The sequence below is a fragment of the Variovorax sp. GW821-FHT09B01 genome (genome assembly GCF_059418345.1).
In genome coordinates this window covers 65931-91486 of record NZ_JBWKPQ010000001.1, presented here as the reverse complement: position 1 = coordinate 91486, position 25556 = coordinate 65931, and the positions used below count along the sequence as shown (strand labels likewise).

Sequence of the window (25556 nt, the reverse complement as noted above, 5' to 3'; positions counted from 1 at the left end):
TGCACCCGCCCGCTTCATGACCGCTGTCCCCGGCCCCTCGCCGAGCGCCACGCCGCCGCCGATCGCCGGCTGGTTCGTGCAACTGTTCCTGCGCAGCGCGGCCCTGCCGCCGACGCAGGCCGAAGCGGTGCTGCGCCGTTCGGGCATCGATCCGCTGCAACTCGACACGCGCGGGCTGCGCGTCACCGAGCAGGCCTTCACGCGCTTCCTGATTCTGCTGGCGCGGCGCGCGCGCGACGAGGCCTGGGGCATCGCCTCCCGGCCGATTCCACCGGGCACCTTCCACACCCTGTGCCGGTTGATCGTCAATTGCCGCACGCTCGGCGAGGCGCTGGTCGTCATCGGCCGCTTCTATGCGCTGGTGGTCGACGACTTCTCGATCAAGATCCGCCGCGAGGGCGGCGAGGCCATCGTCTGGCTCAAGCCGCTGCGCGCGCTCTCGCCCGAGCGGCACGTGAGCCTGCATGGCGCGACCGTCTTCCTGCTCTACCAGTTCATGTGCTGGCTGGTCGACCGCCGCATTCCGCTGACCGCGGTCGAGTTCTCGTACCCGCGCCGGCCGACCAGCGCCGAGACGCTGCGCACCTACGACACGCGCGAGATCCGCTTCGAGCAGCCGTTCACCGCGCTGCGGCTCGAAAGCCACCTGGCCTCGCTGCCGATCATCGGCGGCGAAGAGCGCCTGAGCCGTTTCCTCTCGGAGGCGCCGCGCACGCTCATCACGCGCTACTACGACCACAGCCGCGTGAGCGACCGCGTGAAGTCCATCCTGCGCGCGCAGGTGGGCACGCCGATGAGCCTGGACGACGTGGCGGCCCGGCTGCACCTGACACCGGTGACCTTGCGGCGGCACCTGGTCGACGAGGGCTGCGGCTTCTCGGAGCTGCGCGACGACGTGCGCCGCCGCGCGGCGCTCGACATGGTGCGCCAGGGCCATGTGAAGCTCGAGACCATCGCGCTGCGGCTGGGCTTTGCCGAGTACAGCACCTTCCATCGGGCCTTCAGGCGCTGGACGGGCACGGGGCCGACCGAGTACCGGGCCAACCCGCCGGCGTCCTGATTCAGGGTCCGGGGTTCGCGGGCCGTGCCCAGTCCGCGAGCCACTGCGCATCGGCCACCACGGACGTCGCGGGCCGCGGCAGCGAGGGCGAATGGCTGAAGCGCGGGGCCGGGGCCGGCTGCAGTTCGCCTTCGAGTTCGACGAAGGCCTGTCGTGCGACGAGGTGCGGATCGCGCGTGCTTGCGGCGAGGTTGTTGACGGGCGCCACGCAGGCATCGCTGCCTTCGAACAGCGCCTCCCAATGCGCGCGCGGCTCGCGTGCGAACAGCGCCTCGAGCGCGCGCGCCTGTTCGGGCCAGCGGTCGCGATCGTGTTGCGCGAAGGCCTTGCCGTCCAGGCCCAGGCGTGCGAGGAACTCGGCATGGAACTGCGGCTCGATCGCGCCCACCGCCAGATGCAGCCCGTCCGCGCAGCGGTAGCTGCGGTAGTACGGCGCGGCGCCATCGAGCACGTTGGCCTGCCTCTCGTCGCGCCAGCGCGATGCGGCGCACAGGCCATGGATCAGCGACAGCAGCGACACCGTGCCATCGCAGATCGCGGCATCGACCACCTGGCCGCGCCCGCTGCGCGCCGCCTCGTGCAGCGCCGCGAGCACGCCCACGGCCAGGTAGAGCGCGCCGCCGCCGTAGTCGCCGACCAGGTTCAGCGGCACGCTCGGGCCCTCGGCGGGACCGATGGGATGCAGCGCGCCCGCGACCGCGAGGTAGTCGATGTCATGGCCCGCCTGCTGGCTGCGCGGACCCTCCTGCCCCCAGCCCGTCATGCGGCCGAACACCAGCGCGGGCCGCAACGCGAACAGCTCGGCAGGACCGAGCCCCAACCTTTCCATCACGCCGGGCCGGAAGCCCTCGATCGCCACATCGGCATGGCGCAGCAGCTCGCGCGCCGTCGCGAGGCCTTCCGTCGAGCGCAGGTCGAGCGCGAGGCGTTCGCGCCCGCGCATCGTGGCGCCGTGCTCCATTGCCACCGCGCCGGGACGCTCGATGCGAACCACCCGCGCGCCCATGTCGGCGAGCAGCATCGCGGTGAAGGAGACCGGCCCCAGGCCCGCGAACTCGACGACCCGCAGGCCGCGCAGCGGGCCGGCGGGCGATGGGGATGCTTTCTTCGTCTCGTCGTTCATCGCTGCATGGTGCCGTCGCGCCTGCATGGCCGCGATGACCGTCGCGCTCGTTCCCCATGACCCTCGCGCGCCGCGCCATGCGGGTTGCGCGCGGCGGTCATGGCGTGGGCCGGGCCGGCCTTTCATCATGGCGCCAACCAAAGGAGCCGAACATGAAAGCATGGGTGAGTCATCGCCCCGGGGGACCGGAGACGCTGGTGTGGCAGGAGCTGCCGGATCCGGTGCCCGCCGACGGCGAGGTGCTCGTGAAGATCGCCGCGGTGGGCGTCAACTATCCCGACGGCCTGCTGATCCGCGACCTCTACCAGGTCAGGCCCGAGCGGCCCTTCGTTCCCGGCAGCGAGTTCTGCGGCGTCGTGGAGCAGGCGGGCCGGGGCGTGTCGGGCCTGCGCGAGGGTGACCTCGTCATCGGCCGCTGCGGCTGGGGCGCCATGGCCGATCGCATTGCCGTGGCCGAGCAGCGCTGCGTGCGCGTGCCGGCCGACACGCCGCGCACGCAGGCGGCCGCCTTCATGTTCGCCTATGCCACCGCCTACCACGCGCTGTGCGACGCCGCCCAGCTGCAAGCGAAGCAGACGGTGCTGGTGCTCGGCGCCGCGGGCGGCGTGGGGTCGGCCGCGGTCGAGGTCGCGCATGCACTGGGGGCCCGCGTGGTGGCCGCCGTGTCCTCGCCCTCCAAGCTGGCCTTCGCGATGGCGCGCGGTGCGTCGGGCGGCCTCGTCTACGAACAGCAGGTCGAAGGCAGGGAGGCGCAGCAGGCGCTCGCGCGCCGCATCAAGGAGGCGGTGGGCGGCGACGGCTGCGACGTGGTGTTCGATCCGGTCGGCGGCGGCTACACCGAACCCGCCTTGCGCAGCCTGCGCCGCGGCGGCCGCCACCTGGTGGTGGGCTTCACCGCCGGCATCCCGAGCGTGCCGCTCAATCTGGCGCTGCTCAAGAGCCGCCACATCGTCGGCGTGGACTGGCGCAGCTTCGTGCAGGAAGACCCGAAGCTCAACGACCGCAACGTGCACTCGCTGCTCGCGATGTGGCGCGAGGGCCTGCTGCAGCCCGAAGTGACCGAGACCTTCGCGCTGGCCGATGCGCCTGAAGCCATCGCGCGGCTCGATGCGCGCGGCGCGCTCGGCAAGATCGTCGTGGTCGCGTGAAGGCGGCGGCCGCCGGGGCCGCCGCTTTCTTCTTCAGTTCAACTCGCCCGAAAGAATCTCGCGCGCCATCACGATCTTCATGATCTCGGTCGAGCCCTCCATCTGCTTGCACATGCGCAGCAGATTGTGGAAGTCGAAGAAGGGATAGTCCTCGATCGCGAGGCCGCGGCCGCCCAACACCTGCATCGAGCGGTCGATCACGCGCAGCCCCGCATCCACGCAATAGGCTTTCACCATGGCCGCCTGCAGCCGCGAGGCCGAGTAGCCGCCGCGCGCCACCATCCAGGCCGCGTAGTAGGTGTTGAGGCGGATCGATTCGATGTCGTACTGGTTGTCGGTCAGCATCCACTGGATCGCCTGGTTGTCGCCGAGTGCCTTGCCGAACACCTTGCGCTCGCGCGCGTATTCGACCGCCAGTTCCTGGCTGCGCTCGGCCATCCCGAGCGCGGTGCCGCCCAGGCGCAGGCGGAAGCGGTTGAACTGGTGCTGCGCGATGGAGAAGCCCTCGCCCTCCGCGCCCAGCAGGTTCTCGGCCGGCACGATCACGTTCTCGAGCCGCACTTCCTGCTCCGTGCCCCATTGCCGCGCGATCACCGGGATGTCGCGCGACTTCGTGAAGCCCGGCGTGTCGTTGTCGACCAGGAACACGCTGATGCCCTTCGGCCCCTTGCTCGGGTCCGTGACCGCCGCGACCGCCGTGTACGACGCGAAGTGATGGCCGGTGCGCCACATCTTCGTGCCATTGAGCACCCAGTGGTCGTTCTTTCGCACGGCCGTCGTGCGGATGCCCGCGAGGTCCGAGCCGGCCTCGGGTTCGGTGAAGCACATCGACCAGCCCGTCTTGCCCTCGAGCACCGGATAGAGGTACTTCTCGCGGATCTTCTCGGGCGCCTGGTAGAGCACCGGCCAGGGCGCGAACGGCCCGCCCGGCATGCGGCGCGGCGACTTCGAGAACTCGGCCAGCACGATCACGTCCTCCATCGGCCCCAGGCCCTGGCCGCCGAATTCCTTGGGCACGATCAGCTTGGCCAGTCCGTACTCGGCCAGCTTGCCCTTGAGGTGTGCGTTGAGCTCGGGGCTGTAGTCGCTGTTGGCGACCGGCCATTCGCGGTAGTGCGGCAGGACTTCCGTCCCGATGAAGCTGCGCGCGCGCTGCTGAAGATCGCGTTGCGCGGGGTTGAGTTCGAAATCCATGGTGTGCCTCTTGTGTTCGGACATGCGCCCGATGGCATGTCAACGCGATCGATTGGATCGGCGCGGGCGCGTGGCCTCCATGGCACCGTCGTTCAAACTGCATGACATCGCTGCCGTGACGCGGTGTCCGGAAAGCGGACGCCCGCTGTCCCCGGATCATCCGGATGCCGGCGCGGCGGCGATCGCAAGTCGTTGATTTCAAAGGATTGCGGTGCTGGCACGTTGCGTGAGATGTCCTGGGGACATCCACCCCACACGAGCTTCCGAGGACCTCCCCATGCCACATCACCATCAGCCCGCCGAGCACGACGACATCTGGTCCGTCGAGGGCCGCTTCCAGCACCTGATCTACAGCCCCAAAGGCGGCATCGAAGGGCTGTTGATCGAAACCGAAGGCATCGTCACGCAGTTCGTGATCGATCCCGACGACGCCGCCAGCGTCGCCCAGTTGCTGAGCCTTCGTCGCGACCAGGCACTGGTCGTCGAAGGCCGCGAAGCCAGACCTTCACCGAAGAGCGACGGCGAACACGTGGTCTACCACTTCGAGCGACTGGCCGCCGCCGACGGTCGCGCGACCCACGCGGCTGCACGAGAAACGCAGGTGCATGGAAAGGTCGTGCGCCTGAACTTCGCGAAGCATGGCGCCGCCAATGGCGTTGTTCTGGACAGCGGCGACTTCGTTCACCTCCGTCCGCAAGGCATGGAGCGCCTGCAACTGAAGCCCGGAGATCAGGTCCAGGCGGAAGGCGCGGCGCATCCGCTCGTCACGGGCAGCGGATGGGTGATCGAAGCGCACAGCGTGAACGGCGAAGAGCTTTGAGCTTGCGCCATGGCCCGACAGTCGTCCTGTTGGGCATCGACTTGCCTGGCCGTGCGGCCGAGCGCGGCACCGCTGTCCTACTCCCGGTGCTCTTCCTTCTTCGGCTGTTCGACATGCTGAGGCGAAGCCGGTGGGTGCCCCGCCTGGACGTGCACAGGAGGTGCCGGGCGCTCTTTCGGCATCGGCTCATGCATGCGCAAGGCCTGTTGCGCTTCCGATCGGCGTGGTGCATCGACCTGGCGTTCTCTCTCCATCGATGCGGGGGCAACGGATGGCGGGCGCTGCGGTCCGCTTGCCACAGGTTCCGCCCTTCGCGGCGCTTCAGGTGTCGGCCGAGCGGAGGCTGCGGCCGGCACGGCGGGCTCGACCACCTTGGCCGCAACAGGGGGTGGCGCGACCCGGGGATGCCCCTCAGCGGGTGCCACCTGGATCTGCGGCGGCACTGCGACCGTCTGCCGTGCAGGCTCGACAGGCCGGGGGGTGACGGGCGGATGCCCAGGCACAAGCGCCGCGACCGGCTTCGTGCTGTCCGGGACCGGGGCCATCGCATGCACCACGGAAGGCAGCGCGGCGGCCAGATGGGCACTTGCCGGCACTGCTGCTTCAAAGGAGCGGCCGCTGGCCGTTGCGCTGGCGGGCGCCACCACCGTGACCGTGCGCGTGTTGTTGATGTTCGTGACGTTCGTGACGTTCGTCGTGGTGTTCGTCACGTTGTAGATGGTCGTGTTCTGCACGCGCATGCCGACGTTGGTCACCGGCGGTGCGCTGACGACCACCGCGGGTGGAGTTCCCACGGGTGCCGGCACGATCAAGCCGAGGCGCGAGCCGGGCGGTGCGGGAACGAATACGCCTTGCGGCCCGATGGGTGCGAGCCCGGCCACCACGCCTGCTGCCGCGGCTGAAACCACGAGGCCAAGACCCGGCGGCGGAGGAATGAACGCGACGCCCGGTGCCGACCAATGGCCGGTGATGAAGACCACCATGCCATCGCGATGCTCGTAGTACGGCTGCACCCAGCTATAGCCTGGTTCGGGCGGCGTGGCCCACCGTCCCGCGGCCCATACCCAGTTGCCCTGCCATGTCCAATAGCCGCCAGTCCAGACTGCCCCCGCGAAGGGAGGTGCCGGCGGTCTCTCCACCAACATGGGCGGCGGCGCCCATGCCACGGCGATCGGCGGCGGCTGATACAGCGGCGGATCGACATACACGCTGACGACACGCGGAGCAACGGATGCGACAGGCACGGGCTGGACCGTCGCATGAGACACGAGCGGTGGCTGCACGACACAGCCCGCGGCCAGGAGGGCCAAGGTCATTGCCGAAATTTTGACAATGGAGAATGAAGATGTATTGCTCATTGTTCTTCTCGATTAGCGTGCATCGCGGCACGGGAAGAACCTAACGGGCACCGAGAAATTGGCGCTGACAGCGTTGAAGAGAATTTCTCTTCAACGCGGTTCTTTTCTTTTCAGTCGCGAACCGTCAGGTGGCACTCAGGCTATCGATACCTGTGTTGCAACGACTTGGGCGAAGTACCGGCGATTCAAGACAGAAGCTCGAAGCTTCAAAGGTTGCACATCCCGTGCAATCAGCAGCTGGCCAACATCAGCCCGCTGACCGTGCACTTCCCGCGTCGCGCAATGGAGGTGTCCGGAAAGCGGACGCACGCTGTCCCCGAATCATCCGCATGCCGGCGCGGAAGTTCCCGTAAGTCATTGATCTCAAAAGATCTCGGCGTTGGCACGTTGCGTGAGATATCCCTGGAACATCCACCCTGCAAAGAGCATCCCATGGCAGTCCGCACCCTCTTCATCGCCGCCGCCTTCTTGCTCGCAGGCGGCACGGCCTTGGCCCAGTCGGCTTCGCTTCCGTCGGGGCCCGATGCGGCGCCCAAGGTCGGCACGATCGTCACCGGTTGGACTTCTTCGCACCCGACATCAAGGGCGTCGTCTCTCTCTTCCTGACGGCCTTCACCTCGGCACATTCGCCCGGAATGCACAACGCGCTTGCCATTCGAGCTGCGCGCTACACGACGCCGACCGAGCCCGGTTCACGAACCATCGCGCCAATGCTCGACGACCTGGCATCGCACAAGCGTCCTTCGAAGAAAGATAAAAAAAGGATCGGCAATTCGCGCGCAATTCCTACAGCCGCGCCATTCCGCCGCATCCGTCATCCAGCCCTGACGCCCATGTCGGGCCGATGAACCTGTGACTCAGCTCGATTCCGCTTGCACCCATGTATCTACACAGCCTGTTCAAACACCTTCCCACCACCGAGCGCGAGTACCTCGTAAGCCGCAGTGAGTTGAAGACCTATCGGCGCAATGAGAGGGTATGTGCGACAGATGAGCGAATCAAGAAAGTATGTCTGGTTGCCTCAGGCCTGCTTCGGGTGGTCGTGGACGAAGACGTTACGACAGACTTCGTTCGCGAAGGTGATCTGTACCTCCATCTCGAAGCAACCGAACCGACATACGTTCTCGTGGCCGCTCTGCCGACTTCCGTCTACTTCGTCCCGGCGGACGACATCTGGCAGATCTGCAGGGAGTATCCCCAAGTCGCGTTGGAGCTTCTCAGACTCACCATCGAGCGCGTTGCAAACCTCAGAAAGCATTTGCAGCAGATTTCTTCGAATACATCGGAGGCTCGAATCGCCTGTGCCATGCATGAACTCACGCTTTTGGCACCCGGCAGAAATGGCGGCTATGACAAGCGCATTTCACAAGGAGTCATCGCGTCGTACACGGCACTTTCACGCGAAGTCGTCAACAGAGCCATGCGCGATCTGCAGGTTCGAGGCTTGCTGCGAAAAGATCGGAATGCCGTTCATCTGCAAATGGCTTCGAAAGCTGGAACACCAGCTTCGCTGCGCGAAGAGATCGGGCCACCCAAGCTGTGATCTCGATCACATTGTTGATGCGCCTTTGTGCCACACAACACATCCTCGATACAAAAAAGGAGAAGAACCGATTTCGGAGCGGGTCCTTATCTATAGTACGTTCTTCTACACATTGCTTCTTTGCTCGCACAGGCAAAACCAGCTGACTTTCGTACCGTATGAGCAGCCCTGTAGAGCAAGACCCGCCACCCGAATTGACAGATGGGCCTCGGGACGATGGCGAGCCGCAGGCCTGTGCAGGTCATGGCACGGTACTTTGTCGATTCAGCCTCCCCTTTCAACTGAGCGAATTCCGTCGCTCCTCTCATCCGGCGAGTGCTTTGTTCCGCCTCGCATCCAGGGAGGAGGTCGACTCCTGGCTGCTGAAGAAGGGGCGATCTTTCAGAACGGACAGAGATCTGGTTCTACGCTATTCGCTGGAACTGCGCGATCTTCGCCATGAAGACGAGCCTCCCATGTGCTTGAAGAGCATCGTCGCCGATGAGCGAGCGGCGGCCATGATCGCAGCGGTATTTCTCAGCACATTGCAATTCAGCTGCGAGTCTTGAGCAGACGATGAGCGCTTCCCGCTCAGGCATGACCGGCCCTCTGAGGAAGTTCAGCAATTAAAAAATGAAGCGCGATCTTCGCCTGGCCAAGTTTCTGCTATTGACCGTCGTAGTTTCAGTGTCGTGCGCCACCATTTGGCAAATCTGGGCGACGCGCCAGCGCACCCTGAATGAGATCAATACCAACAGCCTCAATCTGGCACAGGCATTGAGCACTTACGCCGAAGGCATCTTTTCTCAAAGCGCCATGTTGTTGAGTGTGGTCGAGAACCTGGAGGCCGAAGGTCGCGCCCCTAAAAATCTGCAGCGCATGCAGTCGCTCGTCAGCCACCGGGAAGGACTGCTCGATCAACTCGACAGTGTCTTCATCGTCGACGCTCGAGGCCATCGCCTGATGCCGACCCATTCAGAGGATCCGAGACCGACCGACAGCAGCAAGAACGCCTACTTCGTTCACCATCGAGACAACGCCACCCATGACATCTTCATCAGCTCGGCGGTTCGCAGTCGCCCGGGCAGCGAATGGGAGCTCACCGTCAGTCGTCGCCTGCAGGACAGCGACGGAAACTTCGCCGGCGTCGTTGTTGCAACGCTGGACATTGGCGACTTCCTGCAACCATTCGGCACCATCGATATTGGAAAAAGCGGCGCCATCAGTCTCACCACAACCGATGGACAATTGCTGCTGCGTTACCCTTCGCGGGTCGAAGACATGGGCCGCAACCTGTCCGGATCGCTCAACTTTCGGCGTTACTACAGCGAAATTGCCACCAGGGGGACTGCGTCTTTTCGCTCCCAGTTGGATGGGACCCATCGGCTCTACGCCTTTCGAAAGGGCGACCACTATCCGATCGTGACGACCGTGGCACTCGGCAGGGATGAGATGCTCTCTGCCTGGCGACACCAGTCGTTGCTGACATTGTGCGTCGTGGGCGCATTGCTGGCCGCCGTGACGACGGCGGGGTTGCGGCTGATCGTCAACATCAACGGTCGCGTCAGCGCGGAATCCTCACTGGTAGCAGCGCGGGAAGAACTATTGCAGGCCAATCGCCGCCTGGAGGTCCTGGCGTCACAGGATTCGCTCACCGGCCTGGCCAACCGTCGGGTTTTCGAGCAAGCGCTGGAGCTCGAAGCGCGACGGGCAGAACGCGAGAACACGCCCTTGTCGCTGCTGCTTTTCGATCTCGACTATTTCAAACGCTTCAACGACACCTACGGCCACGTGGCCGGCGATCAATGCCTGAAGATCGTCTCCGACACATTGGCCTACAACGTTCACCGCCCGGGCGATCTGGTCGCTCGATATGGGGGCGAGGAGCTCGCGATCATCTTGCCCCATACCGAACTGAAAGGGGCATGCGAGCTGGCCAACGCATTGCTCGATCGCATACGCTCTCTGAACATCCCGCACAGCGCCAGCCCGCATGGGCGCGTCACCGCCAGTGCCGGCGCGGCCACATTGAATGGCATGAGCTCCGCCAATTGGAAGCTGCAACTCATCGAAGCAGCGGATCGCTCGCTCTACAAGGCCAAGGAAAGTGGGCGCGACAAGGCGATGGGTTGAGTGACTCGAGGGCGGCCCTGTTAAGCTTTTTGCCGAAGAGACGACAGACACACCTCGGCAGCCACGCGGTACGAGGTAATTGGAGCCCCGAATGACCCTGCCTCAGACCGTGCCGGATTCGCTTGCCTTGATGCGGACCGTGCCCACCGAGCGCGCCTTCGAACCCGAGCCGCTGAGCACCAACGTCTTCAGCCGCTGGGGCGAGACGATGTCGTCGAAGATCCTCACGCTGCAGGCCCAGAATCTCCAGCCTTCCGAGCACTTCTCGGGGCAGGCCTGCATCGCGCGCTTCCACCGCTGCGTGGTGGCGGACATCCACAGCAGCGCGCACCGTGTCATGCGCACGCGCGCCCTGGCGTCGGAAGACCAGGACCGCTACTTCAAGGTGATCTGGCAGATCCAGGGCCGCAACCTGATCGAGCACAACGGCCATTCGGTGACGATCGATCCCGGCCAATGGACGATCTACGACACCTCCCGCCCCTACTCGGTCGAAACCTCGAACGGATCGCGCTTCATGGTGCTGCTGGTGCCGGTCTCCGAGATGGGACGCTGGAACCCGGGCATCGAGTTCGTCACCGGGAAGGTGCTGCCGACACGCGGAACCGCGGAGATCGCACGCTCGGCCCTTTCGGGCATGTTGTCCGGCTTCGTCGAGCTCGAACAACAGGGCGCGATCGTGATGCAGGACTCGATCAGTGCGTTGATCGGCACCGCGGTGGCGCAGATCCACGGCAGTTCGCCGAAGCAGGACGGGGCCATCTCGCAGCGGCTGCAGAAGGTGCAGGCCTTCATCGAGAGCCGGCTCACCGAGCCCGAACTGAGCCCCGAACTGGTGGCACGCGAATGCGGCATGTCGCGCCGCAGCCTCTACGCGGCCTTCAACGCGCTGGGCCAGACGCCCAGCAGCTACATCATGAACCGGCGCCTGGCGGTAGCGGCGCAGCGGCTGGTCGAGCAGTCCGAGCGCACGACCATCACGCAGGTCGCCTTCGAACTCGGCTTCTCGGACGCGGCGCATTTCTCGCGCGTGTTCAGCGAGAAGTTCGGCCAAAGCCCGAGCCGCTGGCGCAACCAGCAGATCGCCGGTCACTGACGCGCGTTCACTTCGGCCGGCGCTCGCCGGCCTCAGGGTAAATACCCGGGCGCTTGTGCACGGTCAGCCAAGGCGCCGCATCAAGGTGCAAGCCCGTTCGGCCTCCTTTTCATAACCTCGATCCATCATCGACGGAGCTCGGGCATGACTGGCGCATCGCCAGCATCCGACTCCGCGAAGCTGATCTCGAGGACCTTATGGAAACAGCTGGCGAGAGTTTGAATGTGGGCTTCATCGGCCTGGGCGTGATGGGGTCGCCGATGGCGACGCACCTGGCGCATGCCGGCCATCGGCTGACGCTCAACGATGCGAACCTGGAAGCCGCGCGGGAACTGGCACGCACGCTCGGCGGCGAGGCGGTCGCGGTGGCGACGCCCAGGGAGGTCGCGGCCCGCAGCGACATCGTGATCACGATGCTGCCCAACGGAGAAGTCGTGCAGGCGGTGGCGCTCGGCGAGAACGGCCTGCTGGCCGGCTGGCGGCCCGGCACGCTGTTGCTCGATACCTCTTCCTCGCAACCCTGGCTGACCCAGCAGACCGCGAAGCAACTGGCGGCGGCCGGCATCGCGATGGTCGACGCCCCGGTGTCGGGCGCGCAGTGGGGGGCGCAGGAGGCCGCGCTGGTCTTCATGGCCGGCGGCGCGACCGAGGACCTCGAGCGCGTGCGGCCCTTGCTCGACCGCATGGGGACTTCGGTGTTTCATCTGGGCGAGGTGGGTTGCGGCCACGCCATGAAGTGCATCAACAACCTGATCACGGCCATGACCTTCAGTGCCACCTGCGAGGGCTTGACGATGGGCAAGCGCTACGGCCTCGACCCGGCCGAGATGGTGCGCGTGCTCAACGTCTCCACCGGCATGTCGTGGATCAGCAAGACCCACATCGAGCAGCGGATCCTGAGCCGCACTTTCGACGATCCCTTCAAGCTCGAGCTGATGCTCAAGGACATCGGCATCGCCAACGCGCTGGCGCGCGAGACCGAGACCTCGGCGCCGATCTCGGCGCTGGGTCAGCAGTTGTGGATGGCGGCTTCGCGCTTCGCCGGACCGGGCGCCAGCGTGAGCGAACTGGGCCGCTGGGTCGAGCAGCAGTCCGGCACGGTGATCGAGCCCGGTGCCACACCGCGCCAGGCCTGAGGTGGCGCGATGAAGCTGGAACGCCGACTCGCCGAGTTCGTTGTCACCTTGCGCGCCGACGAGGTGCCCGAGGACGCGCGCCGCATCTTGCGCTGGATGGTCATGGCGGTGACCGGCACCGGTATCGCGGGCGCGGCCGAGGACGGCATCGAGGCCCTGCGCGCGGTGCTTGCCGAGTCCGGCGGTGCGCCGCAGGCGACCACGCTGGTCTACGGCGATCGCCTGCCCGCGAATGCCGCGGCCCAGTTCAACGCCACGATGTGCCGTGCGCTCGACTACTGCGACGCGATGGCGCCCGGCCCGCACATCGGCTCGGCCCTGCTGCCGGCGGCCTTCGCGGCCGCGGAGCTGGCGGGCGGCTGCAGCGGCTCGGAGTTCCTGGCCGCGCTGGCGGCCGGTGCCGAACTGAGTTCGAGGCTCAACCTCAGCGAAGCCCAGTACGACGGCTTCGATCCCACCGGCATCGCGGTCGTGTTCTCGGCCGCCGCGGCCGCCTCGCGCATCCTCGGGCTCACGAGCGAGCAGACCCTGCATGCACTGGCGCTGGCATTCAACCGCTGCGGCGGCAGCTTCCAGAGTCATGTCGATGGCTCGCTGGGCGTGCGCGTGGTGCAGGGCTGGGTCGCGCAGGCCGGCGTGCAGTGTGCCGAGCTGGCGCGCCGCGGTGTCACGGGGCCGGTCAATTTCCTCTCGGGCCACTACGGCTACGGCCACCTCTATGGCCGCGGCACGCTGGACCTCGACGCCGTCGGCGAAGGACTGGGCACGACCTGGCGCCTGCACCGCATGGTCTTCAAGAAATACCCGAGCTGCGGCGTCACGCAGGGCGTGACCGAGCTGGCGCTGTCGCTCCTCGAGGACGGCGTCTCGGCCGAGGACTTTCGCGCGGCCGAAGTGCGCTTGCCGCCCTACGCCTTCCGGCTGGTCGGCAAGCCCTTCGATCCGGGCACCAACCCGCGCGTCGACGGCCAGTTCAGCGCCGCCTACTGCGTCGCCAATGCCTTCGCGCGCCGCGCATCGAAGCTCGCGCACTTCGCGCCGGAACAGGTGCTCGATCCCGCGTTGCGCACGCTGATCGACCGCATCACGGTCGTGCCCGATGCCGCGCTCGATGCGCGCGGCCATACCGCGGTCGACCTCACTGTCCACACCGTCGATGGCCGCAGCCTGCGACGCTCGCTCGACATCGCGCCGGGCTTTCCGGGCGCCGACCTCGACGAGACGCAGCATCGCGCGCGCTTTGACGACTGCCTGGCCTATGCCCCACGACCCATTGCGGCGGAGCGCATCGAACAGTACCTGCAGGCGCTGCGCGCCTTGCCCGAAGTCGCCGACGTACGCAGCCTGATTCCGCTGCTGGTCGCCTGATGGACGCGAGTGCGATCGGTTCGGGCATGCCGGCCAACGCCACGGGCGCGGCCGTCGGTTTCGACGGCCTCGACGGCGTGGGATGGGCGCTGGCGTCCAGCCTTGCGCGCGCCGGCCATGCGCTGGTGGTGCACGACGACGACGCCGCGCGGGCCCGCGCCTTCGCGCAGGAGTTCCAGTGCCGCGCGGCGAACGATCTGGCCGGGCTGTCGGCATCCGGCCTGTTGCTCTTCGCGCCGCCGGGCTTCGCGGTACGAGAGCGGATCGCGTCCGTCTCGCAGGGCCTGCACGCGGGCGCGATCGTGGTCGACCTCGGCGCTGCCGATCCAACGCTCACCCGCAGTCTCGGCGCACAGCTCGCACAGCGCGGCATCGTGCTGATCGACGCGCCCCTGTGCGGCGACGCGCAAGACAGCGCTGCCGCCGCCATCGTTCATGGCTGCGACGACGACTCCGCGCTCGACGTCGCACTGCCCGTGCTGCGCACGCTGGGCCTCGAGCTCGTTGCCGGTGGCGCGCTGGGATGCGGCCAGGCGCTGCGCCTGGTCGAGGCCCACGTGCATGCCGACGTGCTGGCGGCCAGTGCCGAAGCGCTGCTGGTCGGCGACCGCATCGGGCTCGCGCCCGCCGGCCTTCGCGCCCGCATCGCGGCCGCGATCCGCCGCGGCGCCGAGCGCGAGGCGCTCGAGCAGGCCGGCAGCTCCGGCCAAGGCTTCGCGACCGGACTGGCGCTCGGACTGTTCGCCCAAAGCCGCGCCGGCCAGCTGGCAGCGCCTGCCTCGGCACCAGGCCTCACGCGCCTGCTCATCGAATTCACCACCCCCGCCAACGACAAGGAGACAGTTCCATGAAAAGAATTTCCGCGCGCCTTCGCCACCTGGCGCTTGCCATCGCCCTGCCCCTGGGCCTCTCGGCCTCGGTGCAGGCAGCCGAACCCATCCGCATCGGCTCCGTGCTGTCGGTGACGGGCGCGGCTTCCTATATCGGCGATCCCGAAGCGAAGACGCTCAAGCTCTATACCGACCGGATCAACGCCGCCGGCGGCGTGCTCGGGCGGCCGATCGAACTGGTCACCTACGACGACGCGGGCGATGCCAACAAGGCCCGCACCTTCGCCCAGCGCCTGGTCGAACGCGACAACGTGGTGGCGATGGTCGGCGGCTCCACCACCGGCACGACGATGGCGATGATCCCGGTGTTCGAAGCGGCCAAGCTCCCCTTCATGTCGCTCGCCGGCAGCGTGAACATCATCGAGCCGGTGCGCCAGCAGGTCTTCAAGAGCCCGCACACCGACCGCATGGGTTGCGAGCGCGTGTTCTCGGACATGAAGAAGCGCAACTTCACGTCGATCGCGCTGATCGCCGGCACCGACGGATTCGGCACCTCGATGCGCGAGCAGTGCCTCAAGGTGGTCGACAAGTACGGCATCAAGATCCTGATCGACCAGACCTACGGCGCGCAGGACACCGACATGACGCCGCAGCTGGCGAAGATCAAGGCCACGCCGGGCGTGCAGGCCATCCTCAACACCGGCGCCTCGGGCCAGGGCCCGGCGGTGTTGACACGCAACTACGGCCAGCTCGACATGAAGAGCATTCCGCTCTACCAGAACCCCGGCGTGGCGTCGAAGAGCTACATCGAGCTCTCGGGCGCCGCCGCCGAAGGCGTGCGGCTGCCGGCCGCGGCGCTGCTGGTGGCGTCGAAGCTGCCGGCCAGCGATCCGCAGAAGCCGGTGGTCACGGGCTACATGGCGACCTACGAGAAGGCCACGGGCCAGCCGGTCTCCACCTTCGGCGGTGGTGCCTACGACGGCCTGATGATGGTGGTCGAGGCGATCAAGCGCGCCAACAGCGCCGATCCCAGGAAGATCCGCGACGCACTCGAGCAGACCCGCGGCTTCGTCGGCACGTCGGGCGTGGTGAACATGACGCCGCAGGACCATCTGGGCCTCACGGTCGAGGCCTTCCGGATGCTCGAGGTCAAGAACGGCGACTGGCTGCTGATCGACTGACGAAGCACTCCATGTCGCAGTTTCTCCAGTTCGTCTTCTCCGGGCTCACGGTCGGCGCCGTCTACGCGGTGGTGGCGATCGGCTTCACGCTGATCTACGCCGCCTCGGACGTGGTCAATTTCGCGCAGGGCGAGTTCGTCATGCTGGGTGGCATGACCACGGTGTTCCTGATCGCCATGGGGCTGCCGGTATGGCTGGCGGCCGCCTCGGCGGTGGCCGTTGCGGTCATCGTCGGCATCCTGCTGCAGAAGCTCGCCATCGAGCGCGCCCGCGATGCCTCGCCCGTGACGCTCATCATCATCACGCTGGGCGCATCGATCTTCATCCGCGGCGTGGCCGGGCTCCTGTTCGACAAGCAGTTCCACAACCTGGCGCCCTTCTCGGGCAACACGCCGATCGCGGTCGGCGGCGCGAGCGTGCTGCCGCAGAGCCTCTGGGTGCTGGGCAGCGCGATCGTGATGTTTCTCGCGCTCTGGCTCTTCCTCGACAAGACCCTCACCGGCAAGGCCCTGCGCGCGAGCGCGGCCAACCGGCTGGCGGCGCGCCTGGTGGGCATCAACATCTCCTTCGTGCTGGTGCTCGCCTTCGGCCTGTCGGCCGCGCTTGGTGCCATCGCCGGCATCCTGGTCACGCCCGTGACGCTGACGCGCTACGACATCGGTGCGCTGCTGGCGCTCAAGGGCTTCTCGGCCGCGATCTTCGGCGGCCTCGGCAATCCGGTGGGTGCGGTGCTCGGCGGGTTGCTGCTGGGCCTGCTCGAAGCCGGCGCGGCCGGTTACGTGACCTCCGTCTACAAGGACGGCGTTGCCTTCGTCGCGCTGATCCTGATGCTGCTGGTGATGCCCAACGGCCTGCTCGGCAGCAAACTGGTGGACCGCGTATGAAAGCACTTCAAGGTTCCAACGCAGGCTGGCGCGCCCTGGCACTGCTGGTGCTGATCGTGGCGCTGCTGCCCGTCGTGGCGGGCTCCAGCTACGTGATGCGCATCGCGGCACTGGTGTGGATCATGGGGCTGGCCGCCGTCGGCCTGCACATCCTCATGGGCATGGCCGGGCAGATCAGCCTGGGCCATGCGGGCTTCTTCGGCATCGGCGCCTATGCCAGCGCCGTGCTGCCGGCGCGCTACGGCGTGCCGGTGGTGGTGGCGGCGGCCGGCGGCATCGTCCTGGCGGGACTGATCGCCTACCTGGTCGGCAAGCCGATCCTGCGGCTCAAGGGCCACTACCTCGCCATCGCGACGCTGGGCTTCTCGCTGCTGATCGGGCTGGTGATCACCAGCGAGGTCGCACTCACCGGCGGCCCCGACGGCATGGACGTGAAGCGCCTCGGCATCGCCGGCTTCGCGCTCGAATCGCCGAGCACCTGGTACTGGATCAGCGCCGCGTTGATGATCGCGGGCGTCGCCGTCGCGATGGTGCTGCGCGACAGTCCGACCGGCCGCGCCCTGCGCGCGATCCTCGACAGCGAGGTGGCGGCCGCCAGCATGGGCGTGGACGTCGCGCGGCGCAAGCTCCAAGCCTTCGTGATCGCATCGGTCTATGCGGCGGTGGCCGGCAGCACGCTGGCACTCATGAACGGCTTCATCACGCCGGACCTCGCGGGCTTCATGACCTCGGTGGAGTTCGTCGCGATGGTGGTGATCGGCGGCGCCGCGACGCCTTTCGGCGCGCTGGTCGGCGCGGCACTGCTGACCCTGCTGCCGCAATTGCTCGCATCCTTCCATGACTACCAGGACATCGCGGTCGGGCTGATCATCATGCTGTCGATGATCTTCCTGCGCCAGGGCATCGTGCCCACGCTGGGCCAACTGCTGCGGAGGGCCAGCAAATGAGCGCGGCACTCGAAGTCAGGGACCTGGGCATCGCCTTCGGCGGCGTGGTCGCGGTGGACGGTGTCTCCTTCGATGCGCCGACGGGCGAGATCCTGTCGATCATCGGACCGAACGGCGCGGGCAAGACCACGCTCTTCAACATGGTGTCCGGCCTCTACACGCCGCGCTCGGGCAGCGTACGCATGGGCGGCGAGGACGTGAGCGGCCTGCCGCCGTTCAGGCTGGCCCGCAAGGGCATGTCGCGCACCTTCCAGAACCTGCAGGTGTTTGCGCAACAGACCGCGCTCGACAACGTCATGGTCGGTCGCGCTCGCTGGGAAAGCACCACGTTGCTCGAGGATCTGCTGCGCCTTCCCTCGGTGGGCCGGCAGAACCGGCAAAGCCGCGAGCGCGCCATGGCGGCGCTGGAGCGCACCGGCCTCGCGGCCCATGCGAACGCGGTGGCCGGCAGCCTCTCCTACGGCGTGCTCAAGCGCCTCGAGATCGCGCGCGCACTGGCCAGCGAGCCCAAGGTGCTGCTGCTCGACGAGCCGGCGGCCGGTTGCAATGCCGTCGAGACCGAGGAGATCGAGCACATGCTGCGCGGCATCGCGGGCGAGGTGTCGGTGGTTCTCATCGAGCACGACATGAAGATGGTGATGCGGCTCTCCCACCAGGTGCTGGTGCTGAACCAGGGCCGCATCCTGGCCCAGGGTACGCCGCAAGAGGTGCGCGAGAACCCGGATGTGATCGCGGCCTATCTCGGTAGTCACGCAAAGGAGCTGGCCCATGCTGAGGGTTGAAGGCCTGTGTACCGCCTACGGGCGGGTGTCGGTGCTCAAGGACGTGACGCTCGAGGTGCACGCCGGCGAGATCGTGGCGCTGCTCGGCGCCAACGGCGCGGGAAAGACCACCTTGATGCACACCATCTCGGGCCTGCACTCGCAGCTCGGTGGCAGTGTCTGGCTCGAAGGCGCGAAGCTCGACGCGATGAGCCCGCACCGTCGCGTCGGCATGGGGCTGGGCCATGCGCCCGAAGGTCGGCAGGTGTTCAAGCCCCTCTCGGTGGCCGACAACCTGCGCCTGGGTGCCTACCGGCGCAAGGACGCCGAGATCGCGGCAGACACCGACATGGTCTATGCCATGTTTCCGGTGCTCGGCGAGATGCGCCGCCGCGTGGCCTCCGATCTCTCGGGGGGCCAGCAGCAGATGCTGGCCATCGGCCGCGCGCTCATGAGCCGGCCCAAGCTGCTGCTGCTGGACGAGCCTTCGCTCGGCCTCGCGCCCCTGCTGATCGACCAGATCTTCGAGGTGCTGGTGCGACTGCGCGCACAGGGCGTGACCATCCTCGTGGTCGAGCAGAACGCCGCCGCCGCACTGACCGTGGCCGACCGCGGCTACGTGCTCGAGACCGGCCGCATCGTGCACAGCGGCACCGGCCGCGCGCTGCTCGCGGACCCGGCGGTTCGCAACGCCTACCTGGGCGTCTGAAAAACATTCACCGGAGCAACCATTGAAATCCTTCACGAACACCGTCGACGGCCGCGCCGTCCCCTCCGCCCGGAGCTTCGAATCGAAGAACCCCGCCAACGGCGAGGCGATCGGGCTGGTGCCGCATTCCGAGCCGGCGCAGATCGCGCAGGCGATCGCTTCCGCGAAGGCGGCCCAGCCGGCGTGGGCCGCGTTGCCCGATGGCAAGCGACGCGAACACCTCGAGCACGTGGCCGACGCCCTGAAGCGCAACGCGACCTACCTCGCCGAATGGGTCACGCGCGAACAGGGCAAGCCGCTCGGCGGCCTGGGGCCGGACCAGGTGCCCGGCGCGCTGTTCGAGCTGGCCGGTTGCGAGGCCTGGACCCGGGTGCCCGCCAGCCTCGAGCTGCCGGTGGAGACCGTGTTCGAAGACGATGGCCGGCGCTACGAAGTGCACCGCAAGCCCTACGGCGTGATCGCCGCCATCGCGCCGTGGAACTGGCCGTTGCTGATCGCCATCTGGCAGATCGTGCCGGCGCTGCGGGCCGGCAACACGGTGGTCATCAAGCCTTCCGAGTACACGAGCATCGGCACGCTCGAGATGGTGCGGATCATGGCCGAGCACCTGCCGCCGGGCGTGCTCAACAGCGTCAGCGGTCCAGGAGAAGTCGGTGCCGCACTGGTCGACAACCCGCAGATCGACAAGATCATGTTCACGGGCTCGGGTTCGACCGGCGCCAAGATCACGGCGATCGCGGCGCGTCATCTGACGCCGACGACCATGGAACTGGGCGGCAACGACGCGGCCATCGTGCTGGCCGACGCGGACCCGGCCGCCATTGCCATGGGCCTGTTCTGGGGCGCCTTCATCAACATGGGACAGACCTGCGCGGCCATCAAGCGCCTGTACGTGCCGGAGTCATTGCACGACGCGGTGGTGGACGAACTCAGGAAGATCGCAACCACGGTGCCGATGGGCGACGGCTTCGGTGCCGGCGTGGTCATGGGGCCGGTGCAGAACCGGATGCAGTTCGACAAGGTGAGCCGGCTGGTGGAGGCATCGCGCCGCGATGGTGGCGAGATCGTCTGCGGCGGTCAGCCGCGCGAAGGCGCCGGCAACTTCTATCCGCTCACGCTCGTGACCGGCCTGGCCGATGGCGCCGCGCTGGTGGACGAAGAGCAGTTCGGCCCCGTGCTTCCCATCATCAAGTACCGCGAGCTCGAGGATGCGATCGCGAGCGCGAACCGGCTCGACGTAGGACTCGGCGCCTCCGTGTGGTCTTCCGACGTAGCGCAGGCGCGTGCGGTTGCCGTGCGGCTGCAGGCCGGCACCGTGTGGATCAACCAGCACGGCGCGATCCATCCGATGGTGCCCTTCGGCGGCGTCAAGGGCTCGGGTTGGGGCGTGGAATTCGGTGCCGAGGGCCTCAAGGCGGTCACGCAGCCACAGGTGATCAGCATTCCGAAGTAACGGGGCGCGCACCCCGGCCTTGGCATCGCGCGGCATGCTCGGCACTTCGAGCAACGCGAGCCTTCAACCAATCGGGCGGGCTCGAGCCTGAAGAAGCCATTGGCGGCCTGCCTCGAGGTGCGCCGTCAAAGCTCCGTTCGCAGGCTGTCGAAGGCCTCCCGCAGAAACCTGGCCACCGGCTTTCGCGGGCCGGTCTGGTCTCTCCAGGCCTGAAGCGCCAATCTCATCGCACCGGTGGACACCATGGCCACCATCCGAAGCGACGTACGGCGCTCGGGCTGCCGCCAGACTTCGCACAGCGTGCTGAAGAGCGCCTGCTCCTGCTCCACGTAGTGCGTCTGCTTGCGCGCAAGAAGCGCTTCGCTCGATCGCATGAGATTGTCGAGCGCCGTCATCTGCTCGGTCGTGTAGAGCGAGATGTGCTTCACCATGACATCGCGGACCGCATCGAGCGGCGGCACATCGGGCGATGTCTTCAGCAGATCGGCATACAGACTGGCCGATCCGGTCTGCTGCCAGAACACGATGATCTCGTCCTTCGACTTGAAGTACGAAAAGAAAGTCCGGCGCGAAATACCGGCTTCCGCCGCAATGGCATCCAGAGTGGTGCTTTCGTAACCGTTGGCGAGGAACAGGCGCTGGCCGACCTCGGCGATGCGCTGACGTGTCTCACGGCGCTTGCGTTCCCGCAGGCCCTCTGTGGGCACCGTGCCCGCGGGCGAGGGATTTCCTGGCATTTCGATGGCCTCTTGCATAGCTGCACGAAGTGCATTAAATTATGCACTCAGTGCTGTTTTATATGCATTGATTCTACCGTCCCCCTCTTCCCCAGCTAAGACATGGCCCACTGGACAGCTTCCGACATTCCTTCCCAGCGCGGCCGCACCGCGGTCGTCACCGGCACCGGCGGCCTTGGGTTCCAGGACGCGCTCGCGTTGGCCCGTGCAGGTGCGAACGTCGTCATTGCAGGTCGCAACCCGACGAAAGGGGCGGCAGCAGTCGACCTCATTCGCCAAAGCGTTCCGGGCGCGAAAGTGGTTTTCGGGGCGCTGGATCTCGCGAGCCTTGATTCCATCGAGGCTTTTGCCGAGAGCCTCCGGAGTTCGCACGACCAGTTGGACCTGCTGATCAACAACGCGGCGGTGATGGCACCGCCCAAACGCCTGGCGACTGCCGACGGATTCGAGATGCAGTTCGGCACGAACTACCTGGGCCACTTTGCCTTGACCGCCAGGCTCCTCCCCTTGCTAAGCAAAGGCAACCAACCGCGCGTGGTCAGCCTGTCGAGTGTTGCCGCCCGAAGCGGCGCGATCAACTTCGATGACCTGCAGGCTCGATACGGCTACAGGCCGATGCCGGTCTACGGTCAATCGAAACTCGCGTGCCTGATGTTCGCCCTCGAGTTGCAACGCCGCAGCGATGCCGGGGGCTGGGGCATTCAGAGCATCCCTGCCCACCCAGGCGTTTCGCGCACCGATCTGTTGCCCAACGGCGCGGGCGCATGGAGCGCCGCGGGCATCGCTCGCCGCTATATGTGGTTCCTGTTCCAGCCGGCCGCGCAAGGCGCGTTGCCCACCCTCTTCGCCGCGACCTCGCCGCAGGCTCGAGGCGGCGCCTACTACGGCCCGGACAAGCTCGGCGAAACGCGCGGCTATCCGGTCCTGGCCAGGATCCCGCCTCAGGCACTGGACCAGAACGTCGCCGCGAAGCTGTGGCTGGAGTCGGAGGCGCTCACCGGTGCGGTGTTTCCCACCCGCGATGGTCGGAGGTCCGCGGAACCGCTCGACGTCATCCAGCCCCCGCGCGCATGAAACACCGCAGCACCCAAGACATGCAGATGAATCTGAGCCGGCGGCAAGTCAATGCCGTGTTGCTGTGGGCTGCGCTGGCCTCAGGGCCGACGAAAGCGACAGCGCAACCCACCGAGCCGCCCTATCGGGTGATGGATTTCGACTGGGTCGACCAGGCGCGATCCCGCCCGGTGCCGGCGCGCCTGTACTGGCCGACGGTTGCGACGTCCGAAGTGTCGGTGCCGTTGGTGGTGTTCTCGCACGGAATCGGCGGTTCGCGGCAAGGCTACAGCTATCTCGGAAAACACTGGTCGACCCGTGGTGTCGCCAGTCTGCATGTCCAGCATGTCGGCAGCGATGCGCAGCTTTGGCGGGGCAACCCGTTCGGCGTGGTGGGCCGCTTGCAGGCTGCGGCTCAGGAAAAGGAGGCCATCGCGCGTGCCGCCGATGTGCGCTTCGCGCTCGACCGAATGCTCTCCGACGAAACTGGCCGTCTTGGCGCTGCGGTGAACCGCCAGCGCCTTGTGGCGGCGGGCCATTCCTACGGCGCGAACACGACGCTCCTCACGATCGGCGCGCAGATCGTGAGGAACGGCCTGACGCTCGACTGCCTCGATTCCCGCTTCTCGGCGGCAGTCGTCATCTCTGCGCCGCCGTTCTATGGCGAACCCGATCTGGCGGCAGTGCTGGGCAAGGTGTCGATTCCCACCATCCATGTGACGGCGACCGAGGACGTGATCGAGATCCCGGGCTACCGCTCAGGCGTGGACGACCGACTGGCCGTCTTCGATGCAATCCCCAATCCCCACAAGCTGCTGGCCGTGTTCCAGGGCGGTTCCCATAGCATGTTCACCGATCGTTCGCTGACCGGCGGTCCATCGCTCAACCCCAAGGTCAAGGTCGCTACCGCGGATCTCGCACTGGCATTCTTCGACCTGATCTTCGAGCACGACGGCACGGCGCTCGCACGGTGGCAAACGACCTGGCAGTCCATCTTGGCGCGAGCCCCGAGGCCCGACAGCGCACAAACCGTCAGGATGACGCGCGCCCGCACGAATCCAAGCCCAGCCTTCCGGGACCTCGCACCGGACTCGACCCAAGGCCGCCCGGCATAGCCTTTCGAGCGCCAACTGATCTCACGATGCCGCGGCGGGCCTGTCCGACGCCCTCGCCACCAACTCTCCCAGCCTGGAAACAAACAGCTGAAGCGCCGGCGATGCATTGGACTTGCTGTACCCCACCACAAGATCGATGGTCGGCACCTCGCCTGCCAGTGGACGGCTGACGACCGACCAGGGCAGCAGGTTCTCGACATAGTCGGGAATCAGGGCCAGGCCGCGTGTCGAGGCGACCAGCGACATCACCATGGCGGGGTTGTCCACGCCTTGTGTCGGCGTGATCTTCACGCCCGAGCGCACCAGGTAGTCGTCCACCACGGCCTGCAACACCCGCGCCTTGTTGGCCATGCCGATGAACGGACTGCCGACCAGGTCCTGCGGCGTGACGGCGGCCCGAGCCGTCAGCGCATGATCGCTGGGCATCAGGACCACCAAAGGCTCTCGGCCCACGGTTCGATAGCTCAGGTCGAAGCCCGGCTCGGCGCGCAGAAAGGCCAGATCCAGCTTGCCGCGTGCCACGGCATCCGCCAGATCGGGGGAATAGTCGCTGGAGACCGTCACGTCGATGTTCGGCAACTCGTCTCGAAGCAGATGCATTGCTCGGGGCAACCAGGTCATCTCCTGCCCCGTCAGAAAGCCCAGTGCGAAGCGCTGCTTCGAAGGCAGCGCGGCCCGCCGAGCAGCTTCGACAGCCGCGTCGACCTGGGTCAGCGCCAGCCGCGCATGGTCGATGAACGCCTTGCCGGCCGCCGTCAACTCCACCCCGCGGGCGCTTCGATGCAACAACGCCACCCCGACCTGGTCTTCCAGGTCGCGGATCTGTCGACTCAGCGACGGCTGCGAGGTATGCAGGCGCCGCTCGGCCGCGACGGTCAGGCTGCCCGTCTCCGCGACCGCGATGAAATACCTCAAATGTCGCAGTTCCATGTGCATCCCCATGCTTCACAGGCATGCCTACCAGCCCACAAAGTCTTTTTAAAAGTTGCGCCGAATCCCTAGATTCTCCCCTATGGAGACGCGACCGACGGTGAAGTGGTCAGTCGGGCCATCCATGCTTTCATTGTCATGCCCATAGGATTTTTCATCATGAACCAACCCGTTGTCCTCATCACCGGTGCCTTCACCGGCATCGGCCGTGCCACCGCCCTGGCATTCGCCCGCACCCATGCCCGCCTGGTCGTCTCCGGACGCCGCGTGCCGCAAGGCAAGGCGCTCGAAGCCGAGCTCCATGCGCTGGGTGCGCAGGCCTTCTTCATCGAAGCCGACGTGCGCAACGATGCCGAGGTCGGCCAATTGGTGGACCAGACCGTCGCCCGCTTCGGCCGCCTCGACGTCGCCATCAACAACGCCGGCACCGAAGGCCAGCCTGGCCCGATCGTCGATCAGACGGCGCAGAGCTACGCCGCGACCTTCGACACCAATGTGCTCGGCACGCTGCTGAGCATGAAACACGAGCTGCGCGCGATGACCGCGCAGGGCAGCGGAAGCATCGTCAACATCTCCTCGACCTATGGCCACGAAGGCGCTGCCTACGCCTCGATCTACGCAGGCAGCAAGCATGCCGTCGAAGGGATGACGAAGTCGGCCGCGCTCGAAGTTGCAGCCTCCGGCGTGCGCGTGAACGCCGTGGCTCCCGGCCCGACCGACACCGGCATGCTGGACCGCTTCACAGGCACGCCGGAGAACAAGGCGGCCCTGGCCGCGGGCGTGCCCCTGGGCCGTGTCGGCAAGCCGGACGAGATCGCTGCCGCCGTGCTCTTCCTGGCCTCGGAAGGGGCCGCCTTCGTGACGGGCCAGATCGTCACGGTGGACGGCGGCAAGACCGCCGGCTGACTCGCCACGAACCGCACATGCAGGAGTTCCATCATGTCCAACCGTCCATCGCTCAGCGAGCGCAGCCAGGCCGTCGCCGACGCGCATCGCTT

25 protein-coding genes are annotated in these 25556 nt (G+C 66.8%); 19 read left to right on the top strand and 6 right to left on the bottom strand.

Features of this window, described 5'->3' with window-relative positions; translation table 11 throughout:
* Positions 1-16: 16 nt before the first annotated feature.
* Entirely contained in the window at positions 17-1060 is a 1044-nt protein-coding gene (locus AC07RV_RS00410; protein ID WP_296783868.1) for an AraC family transcriptional regulator, read from the top strand.
* Position 1061: 1 nt separating this feature from the next.
* Here AC07RV_RS00410 and AC07RV_RS00405 read toward each other — a convergent pair whose 3' ends face one another.
* Entirely contained in the window at positions 1062-2183 is a 1122-nt protein-coding gene (locus AC07RV_RS00405; RefSeq protein ID WP_296783870.1) for a CaiB/BaiF CoA transferase family protein, read from the bottom strand.
* Positions 2184-2335: 152 nt separating this feature from the next.
* Here AC07RV_RS00405 and AC07RV_RS00400 point away from each other — a divergent pair, with 152 nt between their 5' ends.
* The gene (locus AC07RV_RS00400) at positions 2336-3331 is read left to right on the top strand and encodes an NADPH:quinone oxidoreductase family protein (RefSeq protein ID WP_296783874.1); all 996 of its coding nucleotides are present in this window, start codon (positions 2336-2338) and stop codon (positions 3329-3331) included.
* Between the two features lie 33 nt (positions 3332-3364).
* Here AC07RV_RS00400 and AC07RV_RS00395 read toward each other — a convergent pair whose 3' ends face one another.
* Positions 3365-4525: an acyl-CoA dehydrogenase family protein gene (locus AC07RV_RS00395; protein ID WP_296783877.1), complete on the bottom strand. Its 1161-nt coding sequence runs from the start codon at positions 4523-4525 to the stop codon at positions 3365-3367.
* A gap of 277 nt (positions 4526-4802) precedes the next feature.
* On the opposite strand from AC07RV_RS00395, the gene AC07RV_RS00390 reads away from it, so the two are divergent.
* Positions 4803-5345: a hypothetical protein gene (locus tag AC07RV_RS00390; RefSeq protein ID WP_296783880.1), complete on the top strand. Its 543-nt coding sequence runs from the start codon at positions 4803-4805 to the stop codon at positions 5343-5345.
* A 77-nt stretch (positions 5346-5422) separates the two neighbouring features.
* Here AC07RV_RS00390 and AC07RV_RS00385 read toward each other — a convergent pair whose 3' ends face one another.
* The gene (locus AC07RV_RS00385) at positions 5423-6703 is read right to left on the bottom strand and encodes a hypothetical protein (RefSeq protein ID WP_296783883.1); all 1281 of its coding nucleotides are present in this window, start codon (positions 6701-6703) and stop codon (positions 5423-5425) included.
* A gap of 557 nt (positions 6704-7260) precedes the next feature.
* Between AC07RV_RS00385 and AC07RV_RS00380 the strand changes: the two genes are divergently transcribed.
* Together AC07RV_RS00380 and AC07RV_RS00375 are read left to right on the top strand one after the other, a co-directional pair.
* Positions 7261-7551, top strand: a complete 291-nt coding sequence (locus AC07RV_RS00380; RefSeq protein ID WP_296783886.1) for a hypothetical protein — start codon at positions 7261-7263, stop codon at positions 7549-7551.
* A gap of 32 nt (positions 7552-7583) precedes the next feature.
* Positions 7584-8246, top strand: a complete 663-nt coding sequence (locus tag AC07RV_RS00375; RefSeq protein WP_296783888.1) for a Crp/Fnr family transcriptional regulator — start codon at positions 7584-7586, stop codon at positions 8244-8246.
* Between the two features lie 404 nt (positions 8247-8650).
* On the opposite strand, the gene AC07RV_RS00370 is transcribed toward AC07RV_RS00375, so the two are convergent.
* Positions 8651-8824, bottom strand: a complete 174-nt coding sequence (locus AC07RV_RS00370) for a hypothetical protein (protein WP_296783892.1) — start codon at positions 8822-8824, stop codon at positions 8651-8653.
* 34 nt (positions 8825-8858) lie between these two features.
* Here AC07RV_RS00370 and AC07RV_RS00365 point away from each other — a divergent pair, with 34 nt between their 5' ends.
* The 11 genes from AC07RV_RS00365 (at position 8859) to AC07RV_RS00315 (ending at position 20723) form a co-directional block, all read left to right on the top strand.
* Positions 8859-10358 (top strand): GGDEF domain-containing protein, encoded by a 1500-nt coding sequence (locus tag AC07RV_RS00365; RefSeq protein ID WP_296783895.1) that lies wholly within the window; start codon positions 8859-8861, stop codon positions 10356-10358.
* A 91-nt stretch (positions 10359-10449) separates the two neighbouring features.
* Positions 10450-11454: a helix-turn-helix domain-containing protein gene (locus AC07RV_RS00360; protein WP_296783896.1), complete on the top strand. Its 1005-nt coding sequence runs from the start codon at positions 10450-10452 to the stop codon at positions 11452-11454.
* 197 nt (positions 11455-11651) lie between these two features.
* Complete coding sequence (locus AC07RV_RS00355; protein WP_296783898.1) at positions 11652-12590, top strand: NAD(P)-dependent oxidoreductase; 939 nt, start codon at positions 11652-11654, stop codon at positions 12588-12590.
* Positions 12591-12599: 9 nt separating this feature from the next.
* Positions 12600-13958: an MmgE/PrpD family protein gene (locus AC07RV_RS00350; protein ID WP_296783900.1), complete on the top strand. Its 1359-nt coding sequence runs from the start codon at positions 12600-12602 to the stop codon at positions 13956-13958.
* Positions 13958-14809 (top strand): NAD(P)-binding domain-containing protein, encoded by an 852-nt coding sequence (locus tag AC07RV_RS00345; protein WP_296783903.1) that lies wholly within the window; start codon positions 13958-13960, stop codon positions 14807-14809. Before AC07RV_RS00350 ends, AC07RV_RS00345 begins: the two co-directional genes overlap by 1 nt.
* Positions 14806-15969, top strand: a complete 1164-nt coding sequence (locus AC07RV_RS00340) for an ABC transporter substrate-binding protein (RefSeq protein WP_296783905.1) — start codon at positions 14806-14808, stop codon at positions 15967-15969. Before AC07RV_RS00345 ends, AC07RV_RS00340 begins: the two co-directional genes overlap by 4 nt.
* A gap of 11 nt (positions 15970-15980) precedes the next feature.
* Positions 15981-16853 carry a branched-chain amino acid ABC transporter permease gene (locus AC07RV_RS00335; protein WP_093345272.1) on the top strand — a complete coding sequence of 291 codons (873 nt, stop codon included), beginning with the start codon at positions 15981-15983 and terminating at the stop codon, positions 16851-16853.
* Positions 16850-17800 carry a branched-chain amino acid ABC transporter permease gene (locus tag AC07RV_RS00330; RefSeq protein WP_296783909.1) on the top strand — a complete coding sequence of 317 codons (951 nt, stop codon included), beginning with the start codon at positions 16850-16852 and terminating at the stop codon, positions 17798-17800. Before AC07RV_RS00335 ends, AC07RV_RS00330 begins: the two co-directional genes overlap by 4 nt.
* The gene (locus tag AC07RV_RS00325) at positions 17797-18582 is read left to right on the top strand and encodes an ABC transporter ATP-binding protein (RefSeq protein ID WP_208510471.1); all 786 of its coding nucleotides are present in this window, start codon (positions 17797-17799) and stop codon (positions 18580-18582) included. The genes AC07RV_RS00330 and AC07RV_RS00325 overlap by 4 nt, the downstream gene beginning before the upstream one ends.
* Positions 18569-19270 carry an ABC transporter ATP-binding protein gene (locus AC07RV_RS00320; RefSeq protein ID WP_093345264.1) on the top strand — a complete coding sequence of 234 codons (702 nt, stop codon included), beginning with the start codon at positions 18569-18571 and terminating at the stop codon, positions 19268-19270. The genes AC07RV_RS00325 and AC07RV_RS00320 overlap by 14 nt, the downstream gene beginning before the upstream one ends.
* 22 nt (positions 19271-19292) lie before the next feature.
* Positions 19293-20723 carry an aldehyde dehydrogenase family protein gene (locus AC07RV_RS00315; RefSeq protein ID WP_296783915.1) on the top strand — a complete coding sequence of 477 codons (1431 nt, stop codon included), beginning with the start codon at positions 19293-19295 and terminating at the stop codon, positions 20721-20723.
* 125 nt (positions 20724-20848) lie between these two features.
* On the opposite strand, the gene AC07RV_RS00310 is transcribed toward AC07RV_RS00315, so the two are convergent.
* Positions 20849-21478, bottom strand: a complete 630-nt coding sequence (locus AC07RV_RS00310) for a TetR/AcrR family transcriptional regulator (protein ID WP_296783919.1) — start codon at positions 21476-21478, stop codon at positions 20849-20851.
* Positions 21479-21562: 84 nt separating this feature from the next.
* Between AC07RV_RS00310 and AC07RV_RS00305 the strand changes: the two genes are divergently transcribed.
* Together AC07RV_RS00305 and AC07RV_RS00300 are read left to right on the top strand one after the other, a co-directional pair.
* Entirely contained in the window at positions 21563-22534 is a 972-nt protein-coding gene (locus AC07RV_RS00305) for an SDR family oxidoreductase (RefSeq protein WP_296783922.1), read from the top strand.
* Complete coding sequence (locus tag AC07RV_RS00300) at positions 22531-23628, top strand: alpha/beta hydrolase family protein (RefSeq protein ID WP_296783925.1); 1098 nt, start codon at positions 22531-22533, stop codon at positions 23626-23628. Before AC07RV_RS00305 ends, AC07RV_RS00300 begins: the two co-directional genes overlap by 4 nt.
* A 21-nt stretch (positions 23629-23649) precedes the next feature.
* Here AC07RV_RS00300 and AC07RV_RS00295 read toward each other — a convergent pair whose 3' ends face one another.
* Positions 23650-24558 (bottom strand): LysR family transcriptional regulator, encoded by a 909-nt coding sequence (locus tag AC07RV_RS00295; RefSeq protein ID WP_296783928.1) that lies wholly within the window; start codon positions 24556-24558, stop codon positions 23650-23652.
* 159 nt (positions 24559-24717) lie between these two features.
* Here AC07RV_RS00295 and AC07RV_RS00290 point away from each other — a divergent pair, with 159 nt between their 5' ends.
* Complete coding sequence (locus AC07RV_RS00290; RefSeq protein ID WP_296783930.1) at positions 24718-25464, top strand: SDR family NAD(P)-dependent oxidoreductase; 747 nt, start codon at positions 24718-24720, stop codon at positions 25462-25464.
* Positions 25465-25556: the final 92 nt, after the last annotated feature.

Bases quoted from the DNA above. Each gene is read 5' to 3' on its own strand.
- AC07RV_RS00410 (WP_296783868.1), top strand. From the start codon at position 17: ATGACCGCTGTCCCCGGCCCCTCGCCGAGCGCCACGCCGCCGCCGATC.
- AC07RV_RS00405 (WP_296783870.1), bottom strand. From the start codon at position 2,183: ATGAACGACGAGACGAAGAAAGCATCCCCATCGCCCGCCGGCCCGCTG.
- AC07RV_RS00400 (WP_296783874.1), top strand. From the start codon at position 2,336: ATGAAAGCATGGGTGAGTCATCGCCCCGGGGGACCGGAGACGCTGGTG.
- AC07RV_RS00395 (WP_296783877.1), bottom strand. From the start codon at position 4,525: ATGGATTTCGAACTCAACCCCGCGCAACGCGATCTTCAGCAGCGCGCG.
- AC07RV_RS00390 (WP_296783880.1), top strand. From the start codon at position 4,803: ATGCCACATCACCATCAGCCCGCCGAGCACGACGACATCTGGTCCGTC.
- AC07RV_RS00385 (WP_296783883.1), bottom strand. From the start codon at position 6,703: ATGAGCAATACATCTTCATTCTCCATTGTCAAAATTTCGGCAATGACC.
- AC07RV_RS00375 (WP_296783888.1), top strand. From the start codon at position 7,584: ATGTATCTACACAGCCTGTTCAAACACCTTCCCACCACCGAGCGCGAG.
- AC07RV_RS00370 (WP_296783892.1), bottom strand. From the start codon at position 8,824: ATGCCTGAGCGGGAAGCGCTCATCGTCTGCTCAAGACTCGCAGCTGAA.
- AC07RV_RS00365 (WP_296783895.1), top strand. From the start codon at position 8,859: ATGAAGCGCGATCTTCGCCTGGCCAAGTTTCTGCTATTGACCGTCGTA.
- AC07RV_RS00360 (WP_296783896.1), top strand. From the start codon at position 10,450: ATGACCCTGCCTCAGACCGTGCCGGATTCGCTTGCCTTGATGCGGACC.
- AC07RV_RS00355 (WP_296783898.1), top strand. From the start codon at position 11,652: ATGGAAACAGCTGGCGAGAGTTTGAATGTGGGCTTCATCGGCCTGGGC.
- AC07RV_RS00350 (WP_296783900.1), top strand. From the start codon at position 12,600: ATGAAGCTGGAACGCCGACTCGCCGAGTTCGTTGTCACCTTGCGCGCC.
- AC07RV_RS00345 (WP_296783903.1), top strand. From the start codon at position 13,958: ATGGACGCGAGTGCGATCGGTTCGGGCATGCCGGCCAACGCCACGGGC.
- AC07RV_RS00340 (WP_296783905.1), top strand. From the start codon at position 14,806: ATGAAAAGAATTTCCGCGCGCCTTCGCCACCTGGCGCTTGCCATCGCC.
- AC07RV_RS00335 (WP_093345272.1), top strand. From the start codon at position 15,981: ATGTCGCAGTTTCTCCAGTTCGTCTTCTCCGGGCTCACGGTCGGCGCC.
- AC07RV_RS00330 (WP_296783909.1), top strand. From the start codon at position 16,850: ATGAAAGCACTTCAAGGTTCCAACGCAGGCTGGCGCGCCCTGGCACTG.
- AC07RV_RS00325 (WP_208510471.1), top strand. From the start codon at position 17,797: ATGAGCGCGGCACTCGAAGTCAGGGACCTGGGCATCGCCTTCGGCGGC.
- AC07RV_RS00320 (WP_093345264.1), top strand. From the start codon at position 18,569: ATGCTGAGGGTTGAAGGCCTGTGTACCGCCTACGGGCGGGTGTCGGTG.
- AC07RV_RS00310 (WP_296783919.1), bottom strand. From the start codon at position 21,478: ATGCAAGAGGCCATCGAAATGCCAGGAAATCCCTCGCCCGCGGGCACG.
- AC07RV_RS00305 (WP_296783922.1), top strand. From the start codon at position 21,563: ATGGCCCACTGGACAGCTTCCGACATTCCTTCCCAGCGCGGCCGCACC.
- AC07RV_RS00300 (WP_296783925.1), top strand. From the start codon at position 22,531: ATGAAACACCGCAGCACCCAAGACATGCAGATGAATCTGAGCCGGCGG.
- AC07RV_RS00295 (WP_296783928.1), bottom strand. From the start codon at position 24,558: ATGGAACTGCGACATTTGAGGTATTTCATCGCGGTCGCGGAGACGGGC.
- AC07RV_RS00290 (WP_296783930.1), top strand. From the start codon at position 24,718: ATGAACCAACCCGTTGTCCTCATCACCGGTGCCTTCACCGGCATCGGC.